General features: G+C 34.5%; 17 protein-coding genes. 6 read left to right on the top strand and 11 right to left on the bottom strand.

Features of this window, described 5'->3' with window-relative positions:
• Positions 1 to 12: 12 nt before the first annotated feature.
• The 8 genes from BST91_RS02080 to BST91_RS02115 all read right to left on the bottom strand — a co-directional run bounded on the left by BST91_RS02080 (position 13) and on the right by BST91_RS02115 (position 10340).
• The gene (locus BST91_RS02080) at positions 13 to 1191 is read right to left on the bottom strand and encodes an AIR synthase related protein (RefSeq protein ID WP_085774293.1); all 1179 of its coding nucleotides are present in this window, start codon (positions 1189 to 1191) and stop codon (positions 13 to 15) included.
• A 164-nt stretch (positions 1192 to 1355) separates the two neighbouring features.
• On the bottom strand, positions 1356 to 3542 hold the full coding sequence (locus BST91_RS02085) for a glutamine synthetase III family protein (RefSeq protein ID WP_060522981.1): 2187 nt from the start codon (positions 3540 to 3542) through the stop codon (positions 1356 to 1358).
• A 116-nt stretch (positions 3543 to 3658) separates the two neighbouring features.
• Complete coding sequence (locus tag BST91_RS02090) at positions 3659 to 4612, bottom strand: calcium/sodium antiporter (RefSeq protein ID WP_085774294.1); 954 nt, start codon at positions 4610 to 4612, stop codon at positions 3659 to 3661.
• 41 nt (positions 4613 to 4653) lie between these two features.
• Positions 4654 to 5682: a hypothetical protein gene (locus BST91_RS02095; protein ID WP_085774295.1), complete on the bottom strand. Its 1029-nt coding sequence runs from the start codon at positions 5680 to 5682 to the stop codon at positions 4654 to 4656.
• 2 nt (positions 5683 to 5684) lie between these two features.
• Positions 5685 to 7718 (bottom strand): S41 family peptidase, encoded by a 2034-nt coding sequence (locus BST91_RS02100; RefSeq protein ID WP_085774296.1) that lies wholly within the window; start codon positions 7716 to 7718, stop codon positions 5685 to 5687.
• A gap of 154 nt (positions 7719 to 7872) precedes the next feature.
• Positions 7873 to 8565, bottom strand: a complete 693-nt coding sequence (locus tag BST91_RS02105; protein ID WP_085774297.1) for a DUF2490 domain-containing protein — start codon at positions 8563 to 8565, stop codon at positions 7873 to 7875.
• A 57-nt stretch (positions 8566 to 8622) separates the two neighbouring features.
• A complete protein-coding gene (locus tag BST91_RS02110) occupies positions 8623 to 9252 on the bottom strand; it encodes a phosphoribosyl-AMP cyclohydrolase (protein ID WP_042278981.1) in 630 nt (209 codons plus the stop codon).
• A gap of 362 nt (positions 9253 to 9614) precedes the next feature.
• Complete coding sequence (locus BST91_RS02115) at positions 9615 to 10340, bottom strand: SUMF1/EgtB/PvdO family nonheme iron enzyme (protein WP_244895663.1); 726 nt, start codon at positions 10338 to 10340, stop codon at positions 9615 to 9617.
• A gap of 186 nt (positions 10341 to 10526) precedes the next feature.
• Here BST91_RS02115 and fsa point away from each other — a divergent pair, with 186 nt between their 5' ends.
• Entirely contained in the window at positions 10527 to 11183 is a 657-nt protein-coding gene (gene fsa / locus BST91_RS02120) for a fructose-6-phosphate aldolase (RefSeq protein ID WP_060522975.1), read from the top strand.
• 53 nt (positions 11184 to 11236) lie between these two features.
• On the opposite strand, the gene BST91_RS02125 is transcribed toward fsa, so the two are convergent.
• Positions 11237 to 12694, bottom strand: a complete 1458-nt coding sequence (locus BST91_RS02125; protein WP_157546874.1) for a redoxin domain-containing protein — start codon at positions 12692 to 12694, stop codon at positions 11237 to 11239.
• 122 nt (positions 12695 to 12816) lie between these two features.
• Here BST91_RS02125 and BST91_RS02130 point away from each other — a divergent pair, with 122 nt between their 5' ends.
• The 5 genes from BST91_RS02130 (at position 12817) to BST91_RS02150 (ending at position 18281) form a co-directional block, all read left to right on the top strand.
• On the top strand, positions 12817 to 14436 hold the full coding sequence (locus BST91_RS02130) for an ABC-F family ATP-binding cassette domain-containing protein (RefSeq protein ID WP_042278988.1): 1620 nt from the start codon (positions 12817 to 12819) through the stop codon (positions 14434 to 14436).
• A gap of 126 nt (positions 14437 to 14562) precedes the next feature.
• Positions 14563 to 14847, top strand: coding sequence for a riboflavin synthase subunit beta (locus BST91_RS02135; RefSeq protein ID WP_085774300.1), 285 nt, complete (start codon positions 14563 to 14565; stop codon positions 14845 to 14847).
• 6 nt (positions 14848 to 14853) lie between these two features.
• A complete protein-coding gene (mutL, locus tag BST91_RS02140) occupies positions 14854 to 16692 on the top strand; it encodes a DNA mismatch repair endonuclease MutL (protein ID WP_085774301.1) in 1839 nt (612 codons plus the stop codon).
• Between the two features lie 3 nt (positions 16693 to 16695).
• Positions 16696 to 17415 (top strand): rhomboid family intramembrane serine protease, encoded by a 720-nt coding sequence (locus BST91_RS02145; RefSeq protein ID WP_085774302.1) that lies wholly within the window; start codon positions 16696 to 16698, stop codon positions 17413 to 17415.
• Positions 17416 to 17426: 11 nt separating this feature from the next.
• On the top strand, positions 17427 to 18281 hold the full coding sequence (locus BST91_RS02150; protein ID WP_085774303.1) for a rhomboid family intramembrane serine protease: 855 nt from the start codon (positions 17427 to 17429) through the stop codon (positions 18279 to 18281).
• Here the strand turns inward: BST91_RS02150 and BST91_RS02155 are convergent.
• Together BST91_RS02155 and BST91_RS02160 are read right to left on the bottom strand one after the other, a co-directional pair.
• Positions 18278 to 18892, bottom strand: coding sequence for a trimeric intracellular cation channel family protein (locus tag BST91_RS02155; protein WP_060522969.1), 615 nt, complete (start codon positions 18890 to 18892; stop codon positions 18278 to 18280). The genes BST91_RS02150 and BST91_RS02155 overlap by 4 nt on opposite strands.
• A complete protein-coding gene (locus tag BST91_RS02160; protein ID WP_042278996.1) occupies positions 18892 to 19611 on the bottom strand; it encodes an RDD family protein in 720 nt (239 codons plus the stop codon). The genes BST91_RS02155 and BST91_RS02160 overlap by 1 nt, the downstream gene beginning before the upstream one ends.
• Positions 19612 to 19638 lie beyond the last annotated feature (27 nt).

The following is a 19638-nucleotide window of genomic DNA, read 5'->3' on the forward strand; positions in this document are numbered from 1 at the left end:
AAAGCGTAATATTTAATACTCAAAAGTTCCAAACTCACTTTTTATGGTAAGTTTTTTCTTATCTGCTGCTTCAACTCGTCCAATAATTTGAGCATCCACATTAAAGGATTGGGAAATTTCAATGATTTGTTGTGCGATATCCTTATCTACATACAGTTCCATACGATGTCCCATATTGAAGACCTGGTACATTTCTTTCCAATCTGTGCCAGACTCTTCTTGAATCATTTTGAATAATGGTGGCAATTGGAACATATTGTCTTTTATGACATGTACGTTGTCTACAAAATGTAAAATTTTAGTTTGAGCGCCACCGCTGCAGTGTACCATCCCGTGAATGGAGGATTTATTTACATCGCTAAGAATTTTTTTGATAATAGGAGCGTAGGTTCTAGTAGGTGATAACACCAATTTCCCTGCGTCCAATGGACTGTTTGCTACTTGATCGGTAAGTTGTTTACTGCCACTGTAAACTAAATCTTCAGGAACTGCAGGATCGTAACTTTCCTTAAATTTTGATGCTAGAGTTTTATTAAAAACATCGTGTCTTGCACTAGTAAGTCCGTTTGATCCCATACCACCATTGTATTCACTTTCATAGGTGGCCTGACCGAAACTCGCTAAACCTACTATGACGTCTCCAGGTTTAATATTTGCGTTGTCAATAACATCCTTGCGATTCATGCGTGCTGTTACTGTAGAATCCACGATAATGGTACGTACTAGGTCGCCTACATCTGCTGTTTCACCACCAGTAGAGATAATTTCTACGCCGTGTTTTTTAAGGTCTTTAATGAGTTCCTCTGTACCGTTGATAATAGCGCTTATGACTTCGCCAGGTATGTTGTTTTTGTTTCTACCGATAGTACTAGACAGTAAAATATTATCGGTTGCACCTACACATAATAAATCATCAACATTCATTATAAGAGCATCTTGTGCAATACCTTTCCATACAGTGATGTCTCCAGTCTCTTTCCAATACATGTAGGCTAGGCTGGATTTTGTGCCAGCGCCGTCTGCGTGCATGATAAGGCAATGATCATTTGATCCCGTTAAATGATCGGGTACTATTTTACAAAAAGCTTTTGGGAATAATCCTTTGTCGACATTCTTAATAGCATTGTGAACGTCTTCTTTACCTGCGCTTACACCACGCTGTGCGTATCTTTTAGAAACATCTTGACTCATGTTGCAAAGGTACTATTAGTTAGGTTGTTTTTTAGTATGAGATCTTCAAGTAATTTGATAGATATAAAACAATTATTAAGAGAAATATGATACCACTACCTTATATAACTTTTATAAAAAAGCCCCAGAAATTTTCTGGGGCTTTTAGAGTTATTAAAGAATTATTATCTAGTAAATAATAATTCTCTGTATTTAGTTAAAGGCCAGATCTCGTCGTCCACCAATAACTCTAATTTATCACAGTGATAACGTATAACGTCAAAGAATGGCTTTACATTATCGCAGTAAGCTGCGGCCGTTTTTTCAGCATTCTTTTCGTTATTTGCTTTTTTACGAGCATCGGTCATGTCGGTAATTCCCGCATTGATTTTTTCAATGTGTTCTGAAATTGATTCGATAATGTTCATTTGCTCTTTAGCAATCTTCTTGAAGTCCTTACCGTAAATTTCTTTTAAACCTTGAACGTTTTCAATTAAGGTGTTTTGATACTTTATAGCAGTAGGAATTACGTGGTTGCGTGCAATATCGCCTAGAAGTCTACCTTCTATTTGAATGCGCATTGCATATTCTTCTACCTCGATTTCATATCTAGCTTCACTTTCCACTTTGCTCATGATATTTAGTCTTTCAAACAGCTCAAGTGACTGTTTTGAGACTTTTGCTTTTAAGGCAGTAGGAGTAGTTTTATTATTACTTAAACCACGCTTTTTAGCTTCTTTCTCCCATGCATCACCATATCCATCACCTTCGAATCTAATCTTTTTAGAGTCTTTAATGTATTCTCTTAATACATTAAAGATAGCCTCATCTTTCTTAAGTTTTTTATCTTTAATTAAAGAGTCAACTTCTTGTTTAAATTCGATAAGCTGGTCTGCAACGATAGCATTAAGTACTGTCATTGGATTTGCACAGTTTGCAGTTGATCCTACGGCTCGCAATTCAAATTTATTTCCTGTGAATGCAAATGGTGAAGTTCGGTTACGATCAGTGTTGTCTAATATTACTTCTGGTATTTTGCCTACAACATTAAGTTTAAGGTCTGTTTTTTCTTGAGGAGAAAGTTTACCATCAGTAACTTTTTCAAGCTCGTCTAAAACGTTAGTTAATTGAGAACCGATGAATACTGATATAATAGCAGGTGGTGCTTCATTTGCACCCAATCTGTGATCGTTAGAAGCACTAGCAATCGTTGCTCTAATAAGTTCTTCATGTTTATAAACTGCCTTGATGGTGTTTATAAAGAAAGTTAAGAACTGCAAGTTTTTCATAGGTGTCTTACCTGGTGATAATAAGTTTACACCTGTATTTGTAGCAAGAGACCAGTTATTGTGTTTTCCGCTACCGTTTACACCTGCGAAAGGTTTTTCATGGAAAAGAACTGTAAAACTGTGGCGAGCACTTACTTTTCTCATCACGTCCATTAGAAGCGAATTGTGATCTACTGCTAGATTTGCTTCTTCAAAAATAGGTGCTAATTCAAATTGATTAGGAGCTACTTCATTATGACGTGTTTTTACAGGTATACCTAAAAGCATACATTCAGTTTCAAGATCACGCATAAAATTCATCACTCTTGAAGGAATAGATCCAAAGTAATGATCGTCTAATTGTTGTCCTTTGGCACTTGCATGACCTAAAAGAGTTCTACCAGCTAGAACTAGATCTGGGCGTGAATTTGCAAGAGCACTATCGATTAAGAAATATTCTTGTTCCCATCCTAAAGTTGCAGTAACCTTAGATACGTTCTTATCAAAATATTTACAAACGTCCGTAGCTGCTTGGTCTATCGTTTGTAACGATCTAAGTAAAGGTGTTTTGTAATCCAGAGCTTCACCCGTATAAGCTACAAATACTGTAGGGATACATAAAGTGGTACCCATGATAAATGCAGGAGATGTAGGATCCCAAGCTGTATATCCACGAGCTTCAAATGTATTACGAATACCACCATTTGGAAACGATGATGCATCTGGTTCTTGCTGTACTAATTGTCCACCACCGAATTTTTCAATCACTTCACCATCCATTTCCAATTCAAAAAAGGCGTCGTGTTTCTCAGCAGTTGCACCAGTTAATGGTTGAAACCAGTGTGTGTAATGCGTAGCACCATTTTGTATAGCCCATTCCTTCATACCTGTAGATATGTGGTCTGCTACCTCACGGCTTATTTTAGAACCGTTAGTCATTGCGTCTAAAACACTTTTAAAAGCTTCTTTAGTAAGGTGCTGTCTCATAGCAGCCTTATTGAAAACATGCTTTCCAAAAATCTCGCTACGTCTTGCTGGTTCATTAACTTGAACTGGTTTGCGATTCAAAGTTTCTTTGATCGCTTGAAATCTTAAAGTGGACATTTTAATAGATTTAATAAAAAATACAGCGCAAAAATACTATAATAATATAACACACCCCTAAAAAATTAGGGGTGTGTTATTAACAAAACGTTATTTTATTGTGGTAACCCTATTTTTTATAGGGATTGGTAGGCAAGGTAAATAAATAATACATAAAGGGATAATAAAACTATTCCCTTAATTCTTGTAAGAGTAAACCACTTAGGTAAATAAGCTAGTGGTAAAAGAATAAGTGCAAAGCCTAACATCCAAAATATATCATTGGACATTAAACTGGGAGCATCTTCTGGGACATTAATAGGAGTAATTAAAGCTGTAATACCTAACACTGAACCTATATTGAAAATATTTGAACCGATAAGATTACCTAGCGAGATTGCTTTCTCTTTTTTGAGAGCAGCAATGATGGATGCAGCAAGTTCTGGAACACTAGTACCTACAGCTACCATGCTTATGCCTATTATGCTTTTAGGTATTTCTAATTTTTCAGCGATGTCAATTGCACCAGTAACTAACCATTCAGAGCCTTTCCATAAAGCCAGTCCACCAATAGTTAAGAAAACAATGATTTTCCACCATTGACTTTCTTGCAATTCTTCATCCATTTCCTGAGAATCTCTATTACCTTTAGTTGCTCTTCTTATTAAAAGAACTAAGAATAATACGATAAGTCCTAATAATAGAAGTCCTTCCCATCGTTCCAGTATATTTCCAGTGTAAAGGCACAAATAAAGTAAAATGCTAAAAAGAACCATCCAGGGCCAATTAAATTTAAAGAAATCTTTTTCTATGGTCAAACTGGAAATAAGAGCTGTAACTCCTAATACTAATCCTATGTTTGCTACATTGGATCCTATAACGTTTCCTAGTGATAAACCTGGAGATCCATTGAGAGCTGCCTGCACACTTACTATGAGTTCTGGAGCGCTAGTGGCAAATGACACTACCGTTAATCCTATTATCATTCTTGATAGATTTAGCTTTAAGGAAAGTCCAACTGAAGACCTTACCAAGAATTCACCACCTACAATAAGTGCAATTAAACCAAGAAATAAATAAAGTATACTCATAATAATTAGTAATCTTAATGATATGAAAGACTATCTATAGACTAGTCTTTAGGTATATGCTTTTGCACAAAGTTATCAAAAGAGTTGGCGATGCTAGTATTAAACTTATTTGCATTATTCACAAGGCCGCTTTGAGCCTTATTATAAAGTTTAAGCTTTTTATTTACTTCATCAACTTTTTTATTAAAATCGTCTACCATTTTCTTTGTCCTTTTGTTAGGACTAGTTTTATCTAAGGTTGTCTTTAACTTTTCAAAGTCTTTTTGATAAATAAGAAAATCAGTAATAGGAGCAATGTAAGTATCGGCCATTTTAACGTAGTTCTTAAACGATTTATTTATCGCAAGAATCAATGATTTGTCATTATTGAAACCCTTGTAGGTTTTTAATTTCTCAATACCGGCAAGAGCTTCTGTTTTAAGAGCATTGGCATTTTGTTGTAAGCCATTTACATCTTGTTTTTCTAAAGATTCAAATAGATAGATCTCGTTTATTTTAACTTTAAAGTAAATTAGGAAAAGGTCGTTTTTATAATCAAATACTTCACCTGCCTTGCGCATTTTATTCCCTAACTCAGATTCTTCATCGGTAAAGTTTATGTTGTTTTTATTTCCAAATTCTTTTACCGCCTTTTCGTATTGTAGTTCAACTTCGGCACTTTTTTCATCAAGAGCTTCTTGCGCTAGGATATAAGCTTCCATAGCATCATAAGATTCTTGAGCTATTTTTTCCAGATCAATTACTTTTTCAAATTCTTCATTCATGATATCAATCCTGAATTGCATGATTTTTAAAGTTTCATTTTTGTACTCATCTCCACCTACAGTTTCAGCTTTTTTAATTCTGTTCATAGAATTATTAATTGCTTTTATCAATTGCTGTTTTCTTTTTTGGATGGTTTTATCTCTCTTTGAATGGGCAACTGCTTGGGTAAGTTTCCAACTGCGTTTGGAGATGCTACGGTATTCCTTATTCATAAATTTTAAGTATTCTCCCATGTCGTCGAATTGTTGCGCTTTCGCGAAAGCGAAACTCAAAAGAAATAATAAGGTTACAAATAGTTTTTTCATAGTTAATTATTAAAGTTGGTCAATATGTGAATGCTTTCTTGCACGTAAGGATCGGAAGATAGTTGTAATTTAATTTCTTCATTGTACTCCTGATCAATAGAATTGTATTTTAATATTTCGGTAGTGCTTTCGTGATCTTCAACGGTGAACAACGCATCAGTATAGGAAATCTCTGGTTCAGAAATTAATGAGGTTATTTCTTGATAATGTTTGAATACACTTTCCAATGTGAGGTCAAATGATTTATGAAATAGTTGATCAAATTTTTCACGTTGAAGATTCATTTTTTTGAAAACATCATTGTTCATTGCTCTTTTTGTTGATGAGGAAATGATGTTATCTAAACCTAAAGGAGCATTAACGGGAATTCTACTTGCTGCTTGTACATCGGGAACTTCAAACGGTTGGGTGAAACTGGTAGCATGTGCTGTTGTATTTGTTCCGTCTGGCAACGCTACATCTGGAGTAATTCCTTTCTCATTATGTGACTTGCCGTAGATATTATAAAATGCTCCAGTGGTGAGTTTCATGAAACCGTCCTTAGGTTCATCCTCATTAACAGGTAGGACAACTTGCATTGTAGATTTACCGTAAGTTGTTGAGCCTACTATCACACCGCGATTATAGTCTTTCATAACATTAGTAAACAATTCTGATGCAGAGGCACTGTATTTATTTACAAGGATCACTAATGGTCCACTGTAAGCAGCTCCTCGATTAAAATCCTTAAGGATTATGGGCTCCTCTTGATCGGTAGTATTAATTATCGATACTGGACCACGATTGATGAATAGACCTGCAAAGTCTACTGCTTCTTTTAAGGATCCACCACCATTGAATCTTAAATCAATTATCAATCCTTTGATATTTGATTGGATAAGCTTGTAAATTTCGGCAGCAGCATCATTTGCCATTCCCAATCCATCAGGCTTTTCTAAATCTGTATAAAAGCTGTTGATTTTGAGATATCCTATGGATCTATCGTTTAATAAGTAACCTCTTAGAAAATTTGAAATTACAGGTAGTTCCCTTTTATTAATGGTAGTTTCTTTTTGGTTACCATCTTTATCTTGTGTAATTAGGGTAATTGATTTTTGAGCCTCACTGTTGATTTTTTGATTTATTTCTGAGTTTGATAAACAGTTAAAATCAAGTTCGACGTCTTCTGTTTTAATTGAAACCACTACATCGTTCTCTTCGGGTAACTCAGTTTTTTCATTTAAACCTGTGGATAGTAGTTCGCCAACTACCAGCTTGTTTGCCAGATTATCATCTTTCCTTAAAGAAATTCCAAAACTTTCTTGATTAAGACTAACATCCTTTTCAAAAGACTCCTTTTCATTGATAGTAAAGTATCTTGTGTGCTTATCCTGAGATAAGCCTATTGCATTAAGAAAACTTGCTTCAATCTTACGTTTTATTTCTACAGGATTATTGATTAAATATTCTAACTGGCAAATAGATTCGTTTACTGCGTTAATTCGGTGCTCCGATTCTTGTTCTGGGAATTTGTCTAGAGCGATGTCAAGCTCTTTAAAATTTGCTGAATGAGAAAAGAAAATGGATAATTTCAATTGTTTTGTCCAAACATTTTCTAGTTCATTTTTTGGTATCCAATAGTTCTCAAGATTTTTTCTTCTTTTGACTTGTTCAATCGATGTGTAATCTGGTTTAGTGGTAAGAAACCTCGTAAGAAAATCGTGCTTTTTGATTATGGATTGTAGCATCAAGTTTTCATAAAACTTGGTATTGATGCAATCTAGGTTAATTAAAGAATTGAAATCTGCTTGTGCATGATCTTGAATTAATTCAGACTGTTCTGAGCTTAGGAGTATATGGTCCTCGTCAAGTTGATTGACCAAAATTGTAGCCGCGCTAAGATTCCAGTTTTTCTCGTTGAATTGTGGATTGTAATGATGTTGTTCTATTAAATCAATAACTCGTTTTGATCTTTGACAAAATTCACTTTGAGATTGAATTAATTGTACGTTAAAAAAAAGGACAATAAAGAGAGGAGTAAAAAAGGTTGGTTTCATGTTTTTCAAGGCTACAAATTTTGCAATTTGAAGTCTTCTATAGGTTGGTTAAAAACCAAAAATAAGATATTTATAAAAATTTTCCCTTAGCAATTTCATAGGCAAGATGAGAAAAAAAGGAACACTAGAGGTGACTGGTGTTCCTTATGTGAAATTAGAAACTATGATGTAAACTAAATTGTAATTGACCTTTTTGCCAATTTACAGTGGTTTGTTCCATGAAACCAATTTGTGCTCTAAGATTGTTTGAGAAAGAATAACCCATTCCTATGTAGGTACGATTGCGGTCAAAGAATTGCACACTACGACCATCTCCAATTTTACGTTCACCATTTATAAAAATCTCATTGTAAAAAGCTGTATAAATGGCTCCTTTACTTAGGGTTTTCTTATTCCATGGTATGTTAACAAATAGATTATAACGATATCTCGTTCTAAAATCTTGATTCTCTACCCATCGCTGCTCATATCTTATGCGATGCGTAAGTAATAATCTGGTGAAGAGAGATTGGTTAAACAAAGCCTCTTGATATATCCTATTTTCAGAAACAGGCGCGTCTATATCGGTCCCAAAGCGTCCCGTTGTAATATTGGCATATCCTAAGGTAAGTTTAACACCGCTATCCTTTGGGGTATATGTAACTCCTGTTCTTAATAACAATTGTTCTCGATCGCCTAGACCTCTCCAGTCACGATATTGGTAGTCACCTTGAAGACCCCAATTCGATTCTTTAAATTCTGTATTCCAGAAATACATGTACCAAGCACCTAGTTGATCTTCATCGGGACCTTGTGCATAAGTAGAGAAAGAGAGTAGTAAAACTAATAGAAAGATAAATTTTTTCATAGGAAAATATTGAGAACAACCCAGTCATGTAGTGACCGGGTTGTTTAAAAGTATAAATTAATTAGGATTATATGGTAAAGAGGACTGGTGAGCTACAATTCTTAGTTTTCCTGTTTTATCCTTTACATAAGCAAATGTATACTCCACTTTAGTTGTTGATCCTTGAAGGTCTGTAAAATAATAGTTACCCATAGCAATTGCCATTCTACAACTGTTGTTTATAATTCCAGTATTATCAAAGGTAACTTTATTATAAGGCTTTATAGCAAATCCTTTGTCCTCTGGGTAAGCCTCATTACCTGCAACAAAATAAGACAAGGCAGCATCAAAGCTTGATCTAAATTGGTCATCCGACGCTAGAGTAGGTTTAAAAAGAACGCTACTTAGGTCGTAACCGTACATATCCTGTATAAAGTCTGCGGCTTCACCAGAGTAATCGCCTTGATCAGTATAGACTTTTCCTATTCTTACAATTCCCTGACCCCATAATTTTTGAGCCTCTATAACTTCTCGTTCTGTAATACATTCATCCGAATAAAGTAATGGATCGTGATCTGCGTTTGTGTTCAATGCTTCTTTCTGATTGTCCTCAGAATTTGTATTCATTGAATCATTTTGTGGATTTTGGCAATTGTAAAGAGCTATGAAACTCACTATTGCAATCAGATTTAAAAGTGTCTTTTTCATTTTTTTAATTTTTGATGGTACAAATATCAGTTATGCTTTTATAAAAGATAGTAATACTATCATAAATGATTGTTTTACTTTTTAGTGTAAAAGTAAAGTTTTGGTTGAGTTTTCCTTATTTATCAGCACTTTGTAGCATATAGGTTAAGAAGATGTCTTGCTTATTGATTTAATATTAGTTAAATAAATAGTAGGAAATGTATTAATATTACGTTTAATAAGAGCTTCATCACGAATACTCTTGATTTGGTGAAGTGTCTAATTTTTGTTCTCAATTATTTAAAGATGTAGATATTAACAAAAAAGGTCAGGCTAACTTTTACTGTAGTTAACCTGACCTTTTTAAATTGAATAAGTTTAAATTATTCTACTTCACATATACATCTAAATCCATTTTGAAATTCTGATTTTTGATACACATTTGGTTCGTAATTAAATAAAGGATTGTATTCTCCGGTTTGTGCGTATTCATTTAATTCAAATATGAATAATTGATCATCATCTTGCATTCTTTTGAATTCGTGAAAATCCCCATTATATCCATAAATCTGTTCTTTGTACCGTAATAGTTTATATTCTCTATCTAGTTTGTATTGAGCTGCCTTCATTTCGGCAATTGTAGGTAACCTATAGGTTACTTTTGAAGGAAATCTATCTCTTTTGCGAGCATTTTTACTTCTTATAGCATAGACAGCATTTACCACATCTGTACGCCATTTACAATACATTTCAGCCTGTTCTTTATTAATTTGTACAACAGGATGCCATTGGTACCATGGTGCGCTGGTGTAATTATCAACATTAAGTTTGTTATTGATTAACTCAAATGGATTTTCATGGCTCATTGCCATATAAAGTCTAGTGTTACCTGACCAAGGAATAAAAACGCTATCGGGTTTCACGCCATAACTAGGAAGGTCTTTTAGTTCTTCATGCCTTTTTAAAGACCAGTAATTCTCCAGATGATCTAAAAATTCATTGTACATTAAATTTGTGACCGGTACTTTATCTATATATAAATTATCGGTAAGTTGTATCGTTCCAGGTGGAGTAGAAGGGTCAACCTCTAAAGGGTCATATTTATCCATGTTTTTATATCCACTGCAATTAATTAGTAGAAATAATATGAATAATAAACCTAGTTTATTAGGGATATTAGATTTGATCATAAGTTGTTAAAAACAAAATATTAAAATTGCCTCAAAAATAGGGTATTAATAAAGTATTGAGCATTTTTGTAAACCTATTTATTCAACAACAAATAAACACCACAAATGAAGTTTTTTATTGACACTGCAAATCTAGATCAAATAGCTGAAGCTCAAGATTTAGGGGTTCTTGACGGCGTAACTACTAATCCATCCCTTATGGCTAAGGAAGGTATTACTGGAGAACAAAATATTATCAATCATTACAAAGCAATTTGTGATATAGTAGATGGCCACGTAAGTGCCGAGGTTATTTCTACTGATTTTAAAGGTATGGTAGAAGAAGGTGAAAAACTTGCTGCGCTTAATGATCAAATAGTTGTTAAACTACCTATGATTAAGGACGGTGTAAAGGCTTGTAAATACTTTTCAGACAAAGGGATCAAAACAAACGTTACCTTAGTATTTTCTCCAGGTCAAGCTATTCTTGCAGCCAAGGCTGGTGCAACATATGTATCACCTTTTATTGGAAGATTAGATGATATAAGCACAGATGGTCTTAACTTAATATCAGAAATCAGACATATCTATGATAACTATGGGTTTGAAACTGAAATTCTAGCTGCTTCAGTGAGACATACAATGCACGTTATTGACTGTGCAAAAATAGGAGCCGATGTTATGACAGGTCCTCTTTCTTCAATTGAAGGGCTTCTTAAACATCCTCTTACCGACATAGGATTAGAAAAATTTCTTGCTGATTACAAGAAAGGTAATTCTTAATAAGAAACTATAAAAAAACCCGAATCATTAGATTCGGGTTTTTTTTAATTTCATTATCGGCTTAAGTAACCTAATAAGGTGGTTTCAATTTTATAATGAAACAAATTAATATTGGGGTCCATAATAATACCTTTTGAGCTTACTACCATACTGCGATTTTTCTTACTTAAAGCAAGCTGGCTATTAATGGTTTTCGGATCTCTGATTTGATATTCATGTTTAGGATTAAATGCAAGCCTCTTATTTGCTTTATTCCATAAATCACTATTCGGATTGTCTATATTAACACCTATGAATTTGATTTCAGGATATTTAGTACGCAAATCTCTTATTTGATTATGAATTCTAATGGCATAGTCTTCATCCTCATAGCTCCAAAAGAAAAGAACACTCATTCGATCAATGACTTCATTAATTTTGACTTCATTCTTTTCTGTATTGTACAGTTCAAAATTAGGAATCTCATTCCCAGGACTCAAGTTTATATAGGTGGATGCTAGACCATTTATTTGTGCAACTAGCTCGTCATTTGATGAAATTTCTGTAAAAACATCGATCATTGATTGTACCGTTTCATCACCCTTATGACTGCGTATGTAATTACGCACTTCTGCACTAGCATAAATGTCTTTCAGTTCATCAACTGTAAAAATGCTATCAATAACTTTTAATTTTTTCTTTCGGTAGTCCAGTGAGCCTAAGTGTACATCGGCGCCATTACCTTTGTCTAAAGAACATTGATAAAGAGAAAGATTACTTACCAGTGACCTTACATAGGAAGGAAAGGTATACATGTTCTGGTTATCAATGTCGTTTATATTAGTAGAATTGCGATGAGCGAAAAAGTTACTAGGTAGTCCTTTTGCTTGTAAAAAGTCCGTTTTACCAAAGTGCGTGTATGGGTAACGCTCTAATCTAGACCAGCCGTTCCATTCAATTAGTTTTTCTGCATCGGCTACAAATTTTGGATCAAACTCTTGAACTTTTGCGACTTTGAGTAACCGCTTCTTTTGCGCTTTGATAATGCTGTCTATATACTTCTTAAAGTCTTTAGGTTGTTGATTGTATCTAGCGGTAATTTGATCGTTTAACTGTTCTAGCTCGATGTAAAGGTTTATTAAATAGTTGTTCTCTTTAGCTCTAGAACCCGTAAATGCAAGACTTTCGTCAAAGGATTTAGAATTAAATCTCCATTTTAAACTGTCACCTTTTTTAATGTAAACAGATTGATACTCGTCTCCATGATGAAAAGTGTACCATCCTGTTTTAAAATTATTATTTACAAATGAAAATCGTTGTTGTTCATCTAATTCAAGCGTATCCCTAAAATCTGAATAATTGTGAATAATCACAAATCCTGCTCTAGGGTTGACAACTTTTCCTCCTAGATAGGTGATATCTCGTTGTTTCTCCTCACAAGAAGTAATGGTTACTAAAAGGAGTAATAGGTAACAAGAAAGTTTAAAAATGTTTTGCTTTCGCGAAAGCGTACTCATACACAACTCATTCACAGTAATTACAAATAAAGTAGTTACAGATAGGCTTACTCGTTAACAGCTTGTTAAATCTCTTGAAGAAAGTAATGCTCAAACTACATAGAATGAGTATTTTTGCAGCCTTAAAATTCAAGATTATGTTATCGGTTTCTAATTTATCGGTTCAGTTCGGTAAGCGTATATTATTTGATGAGGTAAATGTAAAATTCGGTGGTAGTAATTGCTACGGGATTATCGGTGCCAATGGTGCTGGTAAATCAACCTTTTTGAGGATTCTTACTGGAAAAATGGAGCCTACAAGTGGACACGTACATTTAGAGTCTGGTAAACGTATGAGTGTACTGGAGCAGGATCACAATGCTCATGATGAAGATACAGTGCTAGAAACGGTTCTTAAAGGAAATAAAGTCCTTTATAAATTAAAGGCTCAAATTGATGCATTGTACGCCGATTATACTGATGAAAATGCCGAAAAAATTGGAGAGCTTCAAGTAGAATTTGAAGAAATGGACGGTTGGAATGCCGATAGTAGTGCTGCATCGTTACTCTCTAATTTAGGAATAGGTGAAGAGTATCATTACACTCTCATGCAGGATATGGATGGTAAGCTCAAGGTACGTGTATTACTAGCACAAGCTTTGTTTGGTAATCCTGATGTCTTGATTATGGATGAGCCTACTAATGACCTAGATTATGAAACAATCTCGTGGTTAGAGAATTTCCTAGCAAATTATGAGAATACGGTTATTGTAGTTTCTCACGACCGTCACTTTTTAGATAGTGTGTGTACTCACATTGCCGACATTGATTTCGGTAAAATAAATTTATACAGTGGTAATTATACATTCTGGTATGAATCATCACAACTTGCTGCTAGACAAAGAGCACAAGCCAATAAAAAAGCCGAAGAGAAAAAGAAAGAACTACAAGAGTTTATTGCACGTTTTAGTGCCAATGTGGCAAAATCTAAACAAGCTACTTCTCGTAAAAAGATGATCGAGAAGCTTAATATAGAAGAAATCAAACCTTCTTCTAGAAGATATCCAGCTATAATATTTGATCGAGATAGAGAAGCTGGTGATCAAATATTAAATGTAGAAAAACTATCTGGATCAATTGATGGAGAAGTTCTTTTTAAGGATATCGATATCAATCTTGCTAAAGGTGATAAGGTTATCATGTACTCTAAAGATAGTCGTGCGACTACCTTATTCTATGATATTATTAACGATAGAGTAGCTGCAGATTCAGGTAAATTTATGTGGGGTGTGACTACTACACAAAGCTACTTGCCTGTTGATAATGCCGAGTTCTTTGATACCGACATGAATCTAGTTGACTGGTTGAGGCAATATGCTCAAACCGAGGAAGAACGCGAAGAAGTTTTCCTAAGAGGATTTTTAGGTAAAATGATCTTCTCTGGTGAAGAAGCATTGAAAAGCGCAAGAGTTCTTTCGGGTGGAGAGAAAGTACGATGCATGTTATCGAGAATGATGATGAAAAGGGCAAATGTTCTTATGGTTGATGAGCCTACTAACCACTTGGACCTTGAATCAATTCAAGCCTTTAATAACAGTCTAAAGAATTTTAAAGGAACCGTACTATTGACTACTCACGATCATCAATTTGCTCAAACAGTTGGTAATAGAGTTATCGAATTAACTCCAAATGGAGTAATTGATAGATATACCACCTTTGAGGAATATATGGACGATAAAAAAATCAAAGAATTGCGAGACAAGATGTACTCAAAATAGGAGTGCATTAAAGCAATAATCGGTTTTTTCTAATTTATTTATCAGCTCTTGATTTAAAAACAAGTTAAGGGCACACTCTTTGTATCATGCTTACAAAGTATATTGTAAATTTGTAAAGCATCGATTATGGGAATTTTACATCGCAGAAAAAATAAAAAGTACGATTATCAACCTCGTTATTACAAAAATGAGGATGGTGGAAGACCCTTTGAAATAAAAGGTAAGTTTGACGAGCACCGTAAAACCTTACAAAAAACAAAAGGCATAAAAGGCAAGTTTCAAGCAGCTGCAGATGATTATTCTAGCGGTATGGACGTTGCTGTTAAAAATCGTATTCTTATTATCATAGCTGTTCTTGTACTATTATTCCTTTGGTTCATCGATTTTGATTTTTCCATTTTTAGGTCTTAACAATACATGTCTGATATCATTAAACTATTGCCAGATCACGTGGCAAACCAGATTGCAGCTGGTGAGGTTGTACAACGTCCCGCTAGTGTAGTCAAAGAACTTCTTGAAAATGCCATTGATGCAGGTGCTACCTCCATCAAACTTATGGTTAAAGATGCTGGTAAAACTTTAATTCAAGTAATAGATAATGGTAAAGGGATGAGCATGACAGATGCAAGAATGGCATTTGAAAGACATGCTACATCAAAAATAACAACAGCCGAAGATCTTTTTAATTTAAATACAAAGGGATTTAGAGGTGAAGCTCTTGCATCTATAGCTGCGGTGGCTCATGTCGAAGTAAAAACAAAAAGGGACAGTGATAGCCTGGGAACGTTATTAAAGATTGAAGGATCCAAAGTTACCTCACAAGAACCTACTGTAACTGCAAAAGGAACCATGATAAGCGTGCGTAATTTGTTTTTCAATATTCCCGCGCGTCGTAAATTTTTAAAATCTGATCAAGTAGAGCTGCGTAATATTACTGATGAGTTTCATCGTGTTGCCATGGCTCATCCCAGTATACAATTTTCATTTGATCATAACGATAATTCTCTTTTTCAATTACCTACTAGTACTCTCAGACAACGTGTGGTTAATATCATGGGACCCAAATCAAACGAAAAACTGGTTCCTGTTGAAGAAGAAACAGAGTTGATTAACATAAGTGGTTTTGTAGGTAAACCCGAATTTGCAAGAAAATCTCGTGGGTTACAGTTCTTTTTTGTGAACGACCGATTTATAAAACATAGCTATTTTCATCACGCAGTAGTAAGTGCTTTTGAAGGGTTATTAAAAGATAAAGCGATACCTAGTTATTTTTTGTTTTTAACTGTCCCAGCAGATAGTGTTGATATTAATATTCACCCTACAAAGACTGAAGTGAAATTTGATGATGAACACAGTTTGTATGCTATTATTAGAGCTAGTGTAAAGCATGCTCTAGGTCAATTTTCAGTTCAAGGAATTGATTTTAACCTAGAACAACAATATGAAGTTCCCTATGAAGTAGCACGACAATCACAAGCTGAAAAACCTCGAATAGAGGTTAATCCTGATTTTAATCCATTTAAAGACTCTGGTGCATCTAAGGTTTCCAATAGTAATGTTGGATTCACTAGTTTTAAAAAGGAAAAAGCTCCTGTGTGGGAATCATTATATTCTGGAATGAATCAATCAACTGAGTTGATTGACGAAACAATACATCAGGAAGAAAATCCTCAATTATTTCAACGTGAGGAACATCAACAAAAACCTATTTTTCAATTACAACGCAAGTACATTGTAAGTACATTAAAAAGTGGTCTTTTGTTAGTGAACCAGCAACGTGCTCATGAACGTATATTATTTGAGCAATTAAGTAAACAGCTTTCAAAAAACCATGCTGTAAGCCAGCAATTACTTTTTCCTGTTAAACTGAATTTTGCAGTACAAGAAGTTTTACAGCTTAAGGAGCTTGAAAATCATCTTGAAGGAGCTGGATTTGTTTTTAAAACCCTAAAAGATAATGTTGTTGAGGTTGAAGGAGTACCTTTAGAACTCAATGAAAATGATGTAAGAACAGTTCTAGAATCAGTATTGGATAGTAAGGTTACAAGTGAAAAGGATACTTCACAACTTAGTTTGCAGTTAGCTGGGCAGTTATCTAAAAGTATGTCAATTAAAACGGGAGCGATTTTAAGTGTTCAAGAAATGGAAACGATTATTAATCAGTTGTTTTCATGTAGCGAGCCACAACTTACACCCGACCATAAAAAAATATTTATTAACATGACGAGCGAGTCATTAGATTCAAAATTTCAATAAGATATGTTTAATAACCTATTTAGTAACCTTACACCAGTAGTTAAGAATTTAATTATACTTAATGTAGTGGTTTTTATAGGAACTGGTTGGGTAGCACCAGCTTTATACGATTCGTTGGTACTTTACTTTTTTAAAGATCCAGAATTTCAAATATGGCAGATTTTTTCCCACATGTTCATGCATAGTAAATATGGTCTAACACATATTTTCTTTAACATGTACGGTCTTATATTATTTGGCCCAATCATAGAACGACGCTGGGGTAGCAACAGGTTTTTATTCTTCTATTTAAGCGCAGGACTTGGAGCAGTTGCTTTGACTTATGGTTTTCAATATTTTGAATATATGGATTATATCAATGAAGGATTGAGCCGTGGTTATACAGTAGAACAAGTGGAACAAGGAATCTTTACAAGACAAGAACCTTATGGATGGAAGGTGATGAGCGGTATGGTAGGAGCGAGTGGTTGTTTATTTGGAGTATTAGCTGCGTTTGCTTTTCTGTACCCTAATATAGAACTTATGATATTATTCATTCCGATTCCTATTAAAGCCAAATACCTCATAGGTATTTACGTGATTTATGAAACGTTATCAGCATTTGGTTTTATCACTTTACAGCAAAATGTGGGTCACGCAGCACATTTAGGTGGAGCGATTGTAGGGTTCATTATTGCATGGTACTGGAAACGTAATGATATGAATCAATATCGTATCGACTAATTTTTAAAAAGATGGACTTTATCAACGATTTTAAAAGACGTTATTCTGGGTTTGACACATCGGGTAAACTCATTGTGGTATTACTTATTTCAAGCCTATCAATTTGGTTGATTGGTAAGATTTCTGTCCCTGCTTATAACTATTTGGTATATCCATCTGGATGGAAACAACCGTTGTTTCAACCTTGGAGTGCCATTTCTTACGCGTTTATTCATTCTAGTATTTTACATTTTGTGGGTAATGCAATCGGTCTGTATTACGGTGGCAGGTATTTTTTGAACCTATTTAAGTCTAGGCATTTTATTGCTCTTTTTATTTTAGGAGTCCTTGCTGGGGCTTTAAGCTTTACTTTAGGCACCTCGATTGCGCCTTATTTTTTTAATAAAGGTGGGATTGTAGGAGCAAGTGCAGGAGTTTACGCGATACTTTTTTTTATCTTTCATTACTTTGCTGAACAAGATATACGAGTACTCAGCTTTACTTTTAAATTAAAATATATAGGATATGCCTTACTGGCAATTGAACTAATAGGTGTTACTTCTGGTTACAATCGTGGTGGATCTCTTGCTCATCTGGCAGGTGCAGCCGTTGGTTTATACGCTTCCGCGAAAGCGAAACAAGGTAACATGATCATGGAACCTATTGCAGTCGTAATAGATACCATAAAAGGTTGGTTCGATAGATCTTCTAGTAAGCCAAAATCAAGTAAAATGAAAACTGTGTACCGCAGTAAAAACAAAGTCAAAAACTCTCAAAAGCCCAATCAATCAGAGATTGACGCTATTTTAGATAAGATAAAGGAATCTGGTTATGATAGTTTATCTAAAAAAGAAAAAGATGTGCTTTTTAGAGCAAGTCAAGATTAAGATTTTACCTTATAAGGACTAGGTAGCTCAATTTTATAAGTAACCGCTAGTAACCTGATAAGTATAACAGTAATAGCAGCGCTAGGAAAAGTCCAAGCTGCTGGAACTCCTAATTTTTTAAGTCCAAAATACATAAATCCTCCTATAATACAGGCTGTTGCGTATATATTACGACGGAAGAGAACTGGTATTTTATTAAGTAATACGTCTCTAAGAACTCCACCAAAACACGCGGTTATACATCCTAAGGTAACACAAATAAGAGGCGGCAAACCTGCAGTTATTCCTATTTCTACACCTACAACAGTGTATAAACCTATACCAATAGCATCAAAGAGGAATAAGGTTTTGCTTATTTTAACTAGGTATCTTCTAAATAAAAATGATATGAACACGCTGATTAAAATCGTGTAGATTAAATTGGGATTTGTCATCCATGATACGGGTTCAATTCCTACAAGTACATCTCTAATTGTACCGCCACCAGCTGCAGTTGCAAAGGAAACGATAATTACGCCGAAGGGATCTAGTTTGCGTCGCATTGCTGCACTTGCACCAGATATGGCAAACGCGACGGTTCCTAGAATGTCTACAATTTCAACAACCGTCATTATTTTGATGTTAAGTGAAAATAATCTTTTAATACAGTACGTACGAATTGTCCATCTTTGAGGTCGCTTTTAATTTGAAGTATGCTTTCAATTTTTAAACGAAGCTGATGTAAAACGTTGTAATCACGACTTTGACCAGCTAGTCTGTAGATTTCTTTTATTTCATTTGCCTGAATATCAGATAGCAAGTGTGCATTGAGAAAAATAGGTTGATACCCTTCATCTACTTCTTGTAGAATTGTATGAGAAATGTTGACTGATTTTCTGGTGTTTATAACAATTGTTTTAGCCATCATGTCACCTAATCGTTGCTGTTTATCAGTTAGGAGAATTGAAACAGTACCTACTGTGAACATAAAAAGCCATAAATCAACCAATCTTACAATCCATCTAACAATAAAATCGCTCCATCTTGCAGGAGAACCATCCTCTTTAACTACTTTAATGCCCATTATAAATTTTCCGACCGTGCGACCATTAAAGATAATATGCATTATAAGGCTATATATAAAAATGGGGATCATGGAAAGCTCATATGCACCTATATCGTTGTCTCCGTCTAACACACTAATAGCGCGGTAAACGGTAAAAGTGAGTATAATTATATATGCAAATAGCACCAGTGCATCGATAATAAATGCTAAAATACGTTTGCCTAATCCGGCGTATACGTATTCTATATTCACATTTTGTGCTGTATTTATTGCAGTGTTAGACATACTTTAATAAGTTTATAGCTGTAAAAA

The organism is Nonlabens tegetincola, from assembly GCF_002117085.1.
In the GTDB taxonomy this organism is placed as follows: Bacteria; Bacteroidota; Bacteroidia; order Flavobacteriales; family Flavobacteriaceae; genus Nonlabens; species Nonlabens tegetincola.

Bases quoted from the DNA above. Each gene is read 5' to 3' on its own strand.
- BST91_RS02080 (WP_085774293.1), bottom strand. From the start codon at position 1,191: ATGAGTCAAGATGTTTCTAAAAGATACGCACAGCGTGGTGTAAGCGCA.
- BST91_RS02085 (WP_060522981.1), bottom strand. From the start codon at position 3,542: ATGTCCACTTTAAGATTTCAAGCGATCAAAGAAACTTTGAATCGCAAA.
- BST91_RS02090 (WP_085774294.1), bottom strand. From the start codon at position 4,612: ATGAGTATACTTTATTTATTTCTTGGTTTAATTGCACTTATTGTAGGT.
- BST91_RS02095 (WP_085774295.1), bottom strand. From the start codon at position 5,682: ATGAAAAAACTATTTGTAACCTTATTATTTCTTTTGAGTTTCGCTTTC.
- BST91_RS02100 (WP_085774296.1), bottom strand. From the start codon at position 7,718: ATGAAACCAACCTTTTTTACTCCTCTCTTTATTGTCCTTTTTTTTAAC.
- BST91_RS02105 (WP_085774297.1), bottom strand. From the start codon at position 8,565: ATGAAAAAATTTATCTTTCTATTAGTTTTACTACTCTCTTTCTCTACT.
- BST91_RS02110 (WP_042278981.1), bottom strand. From the start codon at position 9,252: ATGAAAAAGACACTTTTAAATCTGATTGCAATAGTGAGTTTCATAGCT.
- BST91_RS02115 (WP_244895663.1), bottom strand. From the start codon at position 10,340: ATGGATAAATATGACCCTTTAGAGGTTGACCCTTCTACTCCACCTGGA.
- fsa (WP_060522975.1), top strand. From the start codon at position 10,527: ATGAAGTTTTTTATTGACACTGCAAATCTAGATCAAATAGCTGAAGCT.
- BST91_RS02130 (WP_042278988.1), top strand. From the start codon at position 12,817: ATGTTATCGGTTTCTAATTTATCGGTTCAGTTCGGTAAGCGTATATTA.
- BST91_RS02135 (WP_085774300.1), top strand. From the start codon at position 14,563: ATGGGAATTTTACATCGCAGAAAAAATAAAAAGTACGATTATCAACCT.
- mutL (WP_085774301.1), top strand. From the start codon at position 14,854: ATGTCTGATATCATTAAACTATTGCCAGATCACGTGGCAAACCAGATT.
- BST91_RS02145 (WP_085774302.1), top strand. From the start codon at position 16,696: ATGTTTAATAACCTATTTAGTAACCTTACACCAGTAGTTAAGAATTTA.
- BST91_RS02150 (WP_085774303.1), top strand. From the start codon at position 17,427: ATGGACTTTATCAACGATTTTAAAAGACGTTATTCTGGGTTTGACACA.
- BST91_RS02155 (WP_060522969.1), bottom strand. From the start codon at position 18,892: ATGACGGTTGTTGAAATTGTAGACATTCTAGGAACCGTCGCGTTTGCC.
- BST91_RS02160 (WP_042278996.1), bottom strand. From the start codon at position 19,611: ATGTCTAACACTGCAATAAATACAGCACAAAATGTGAATATAGAATAC.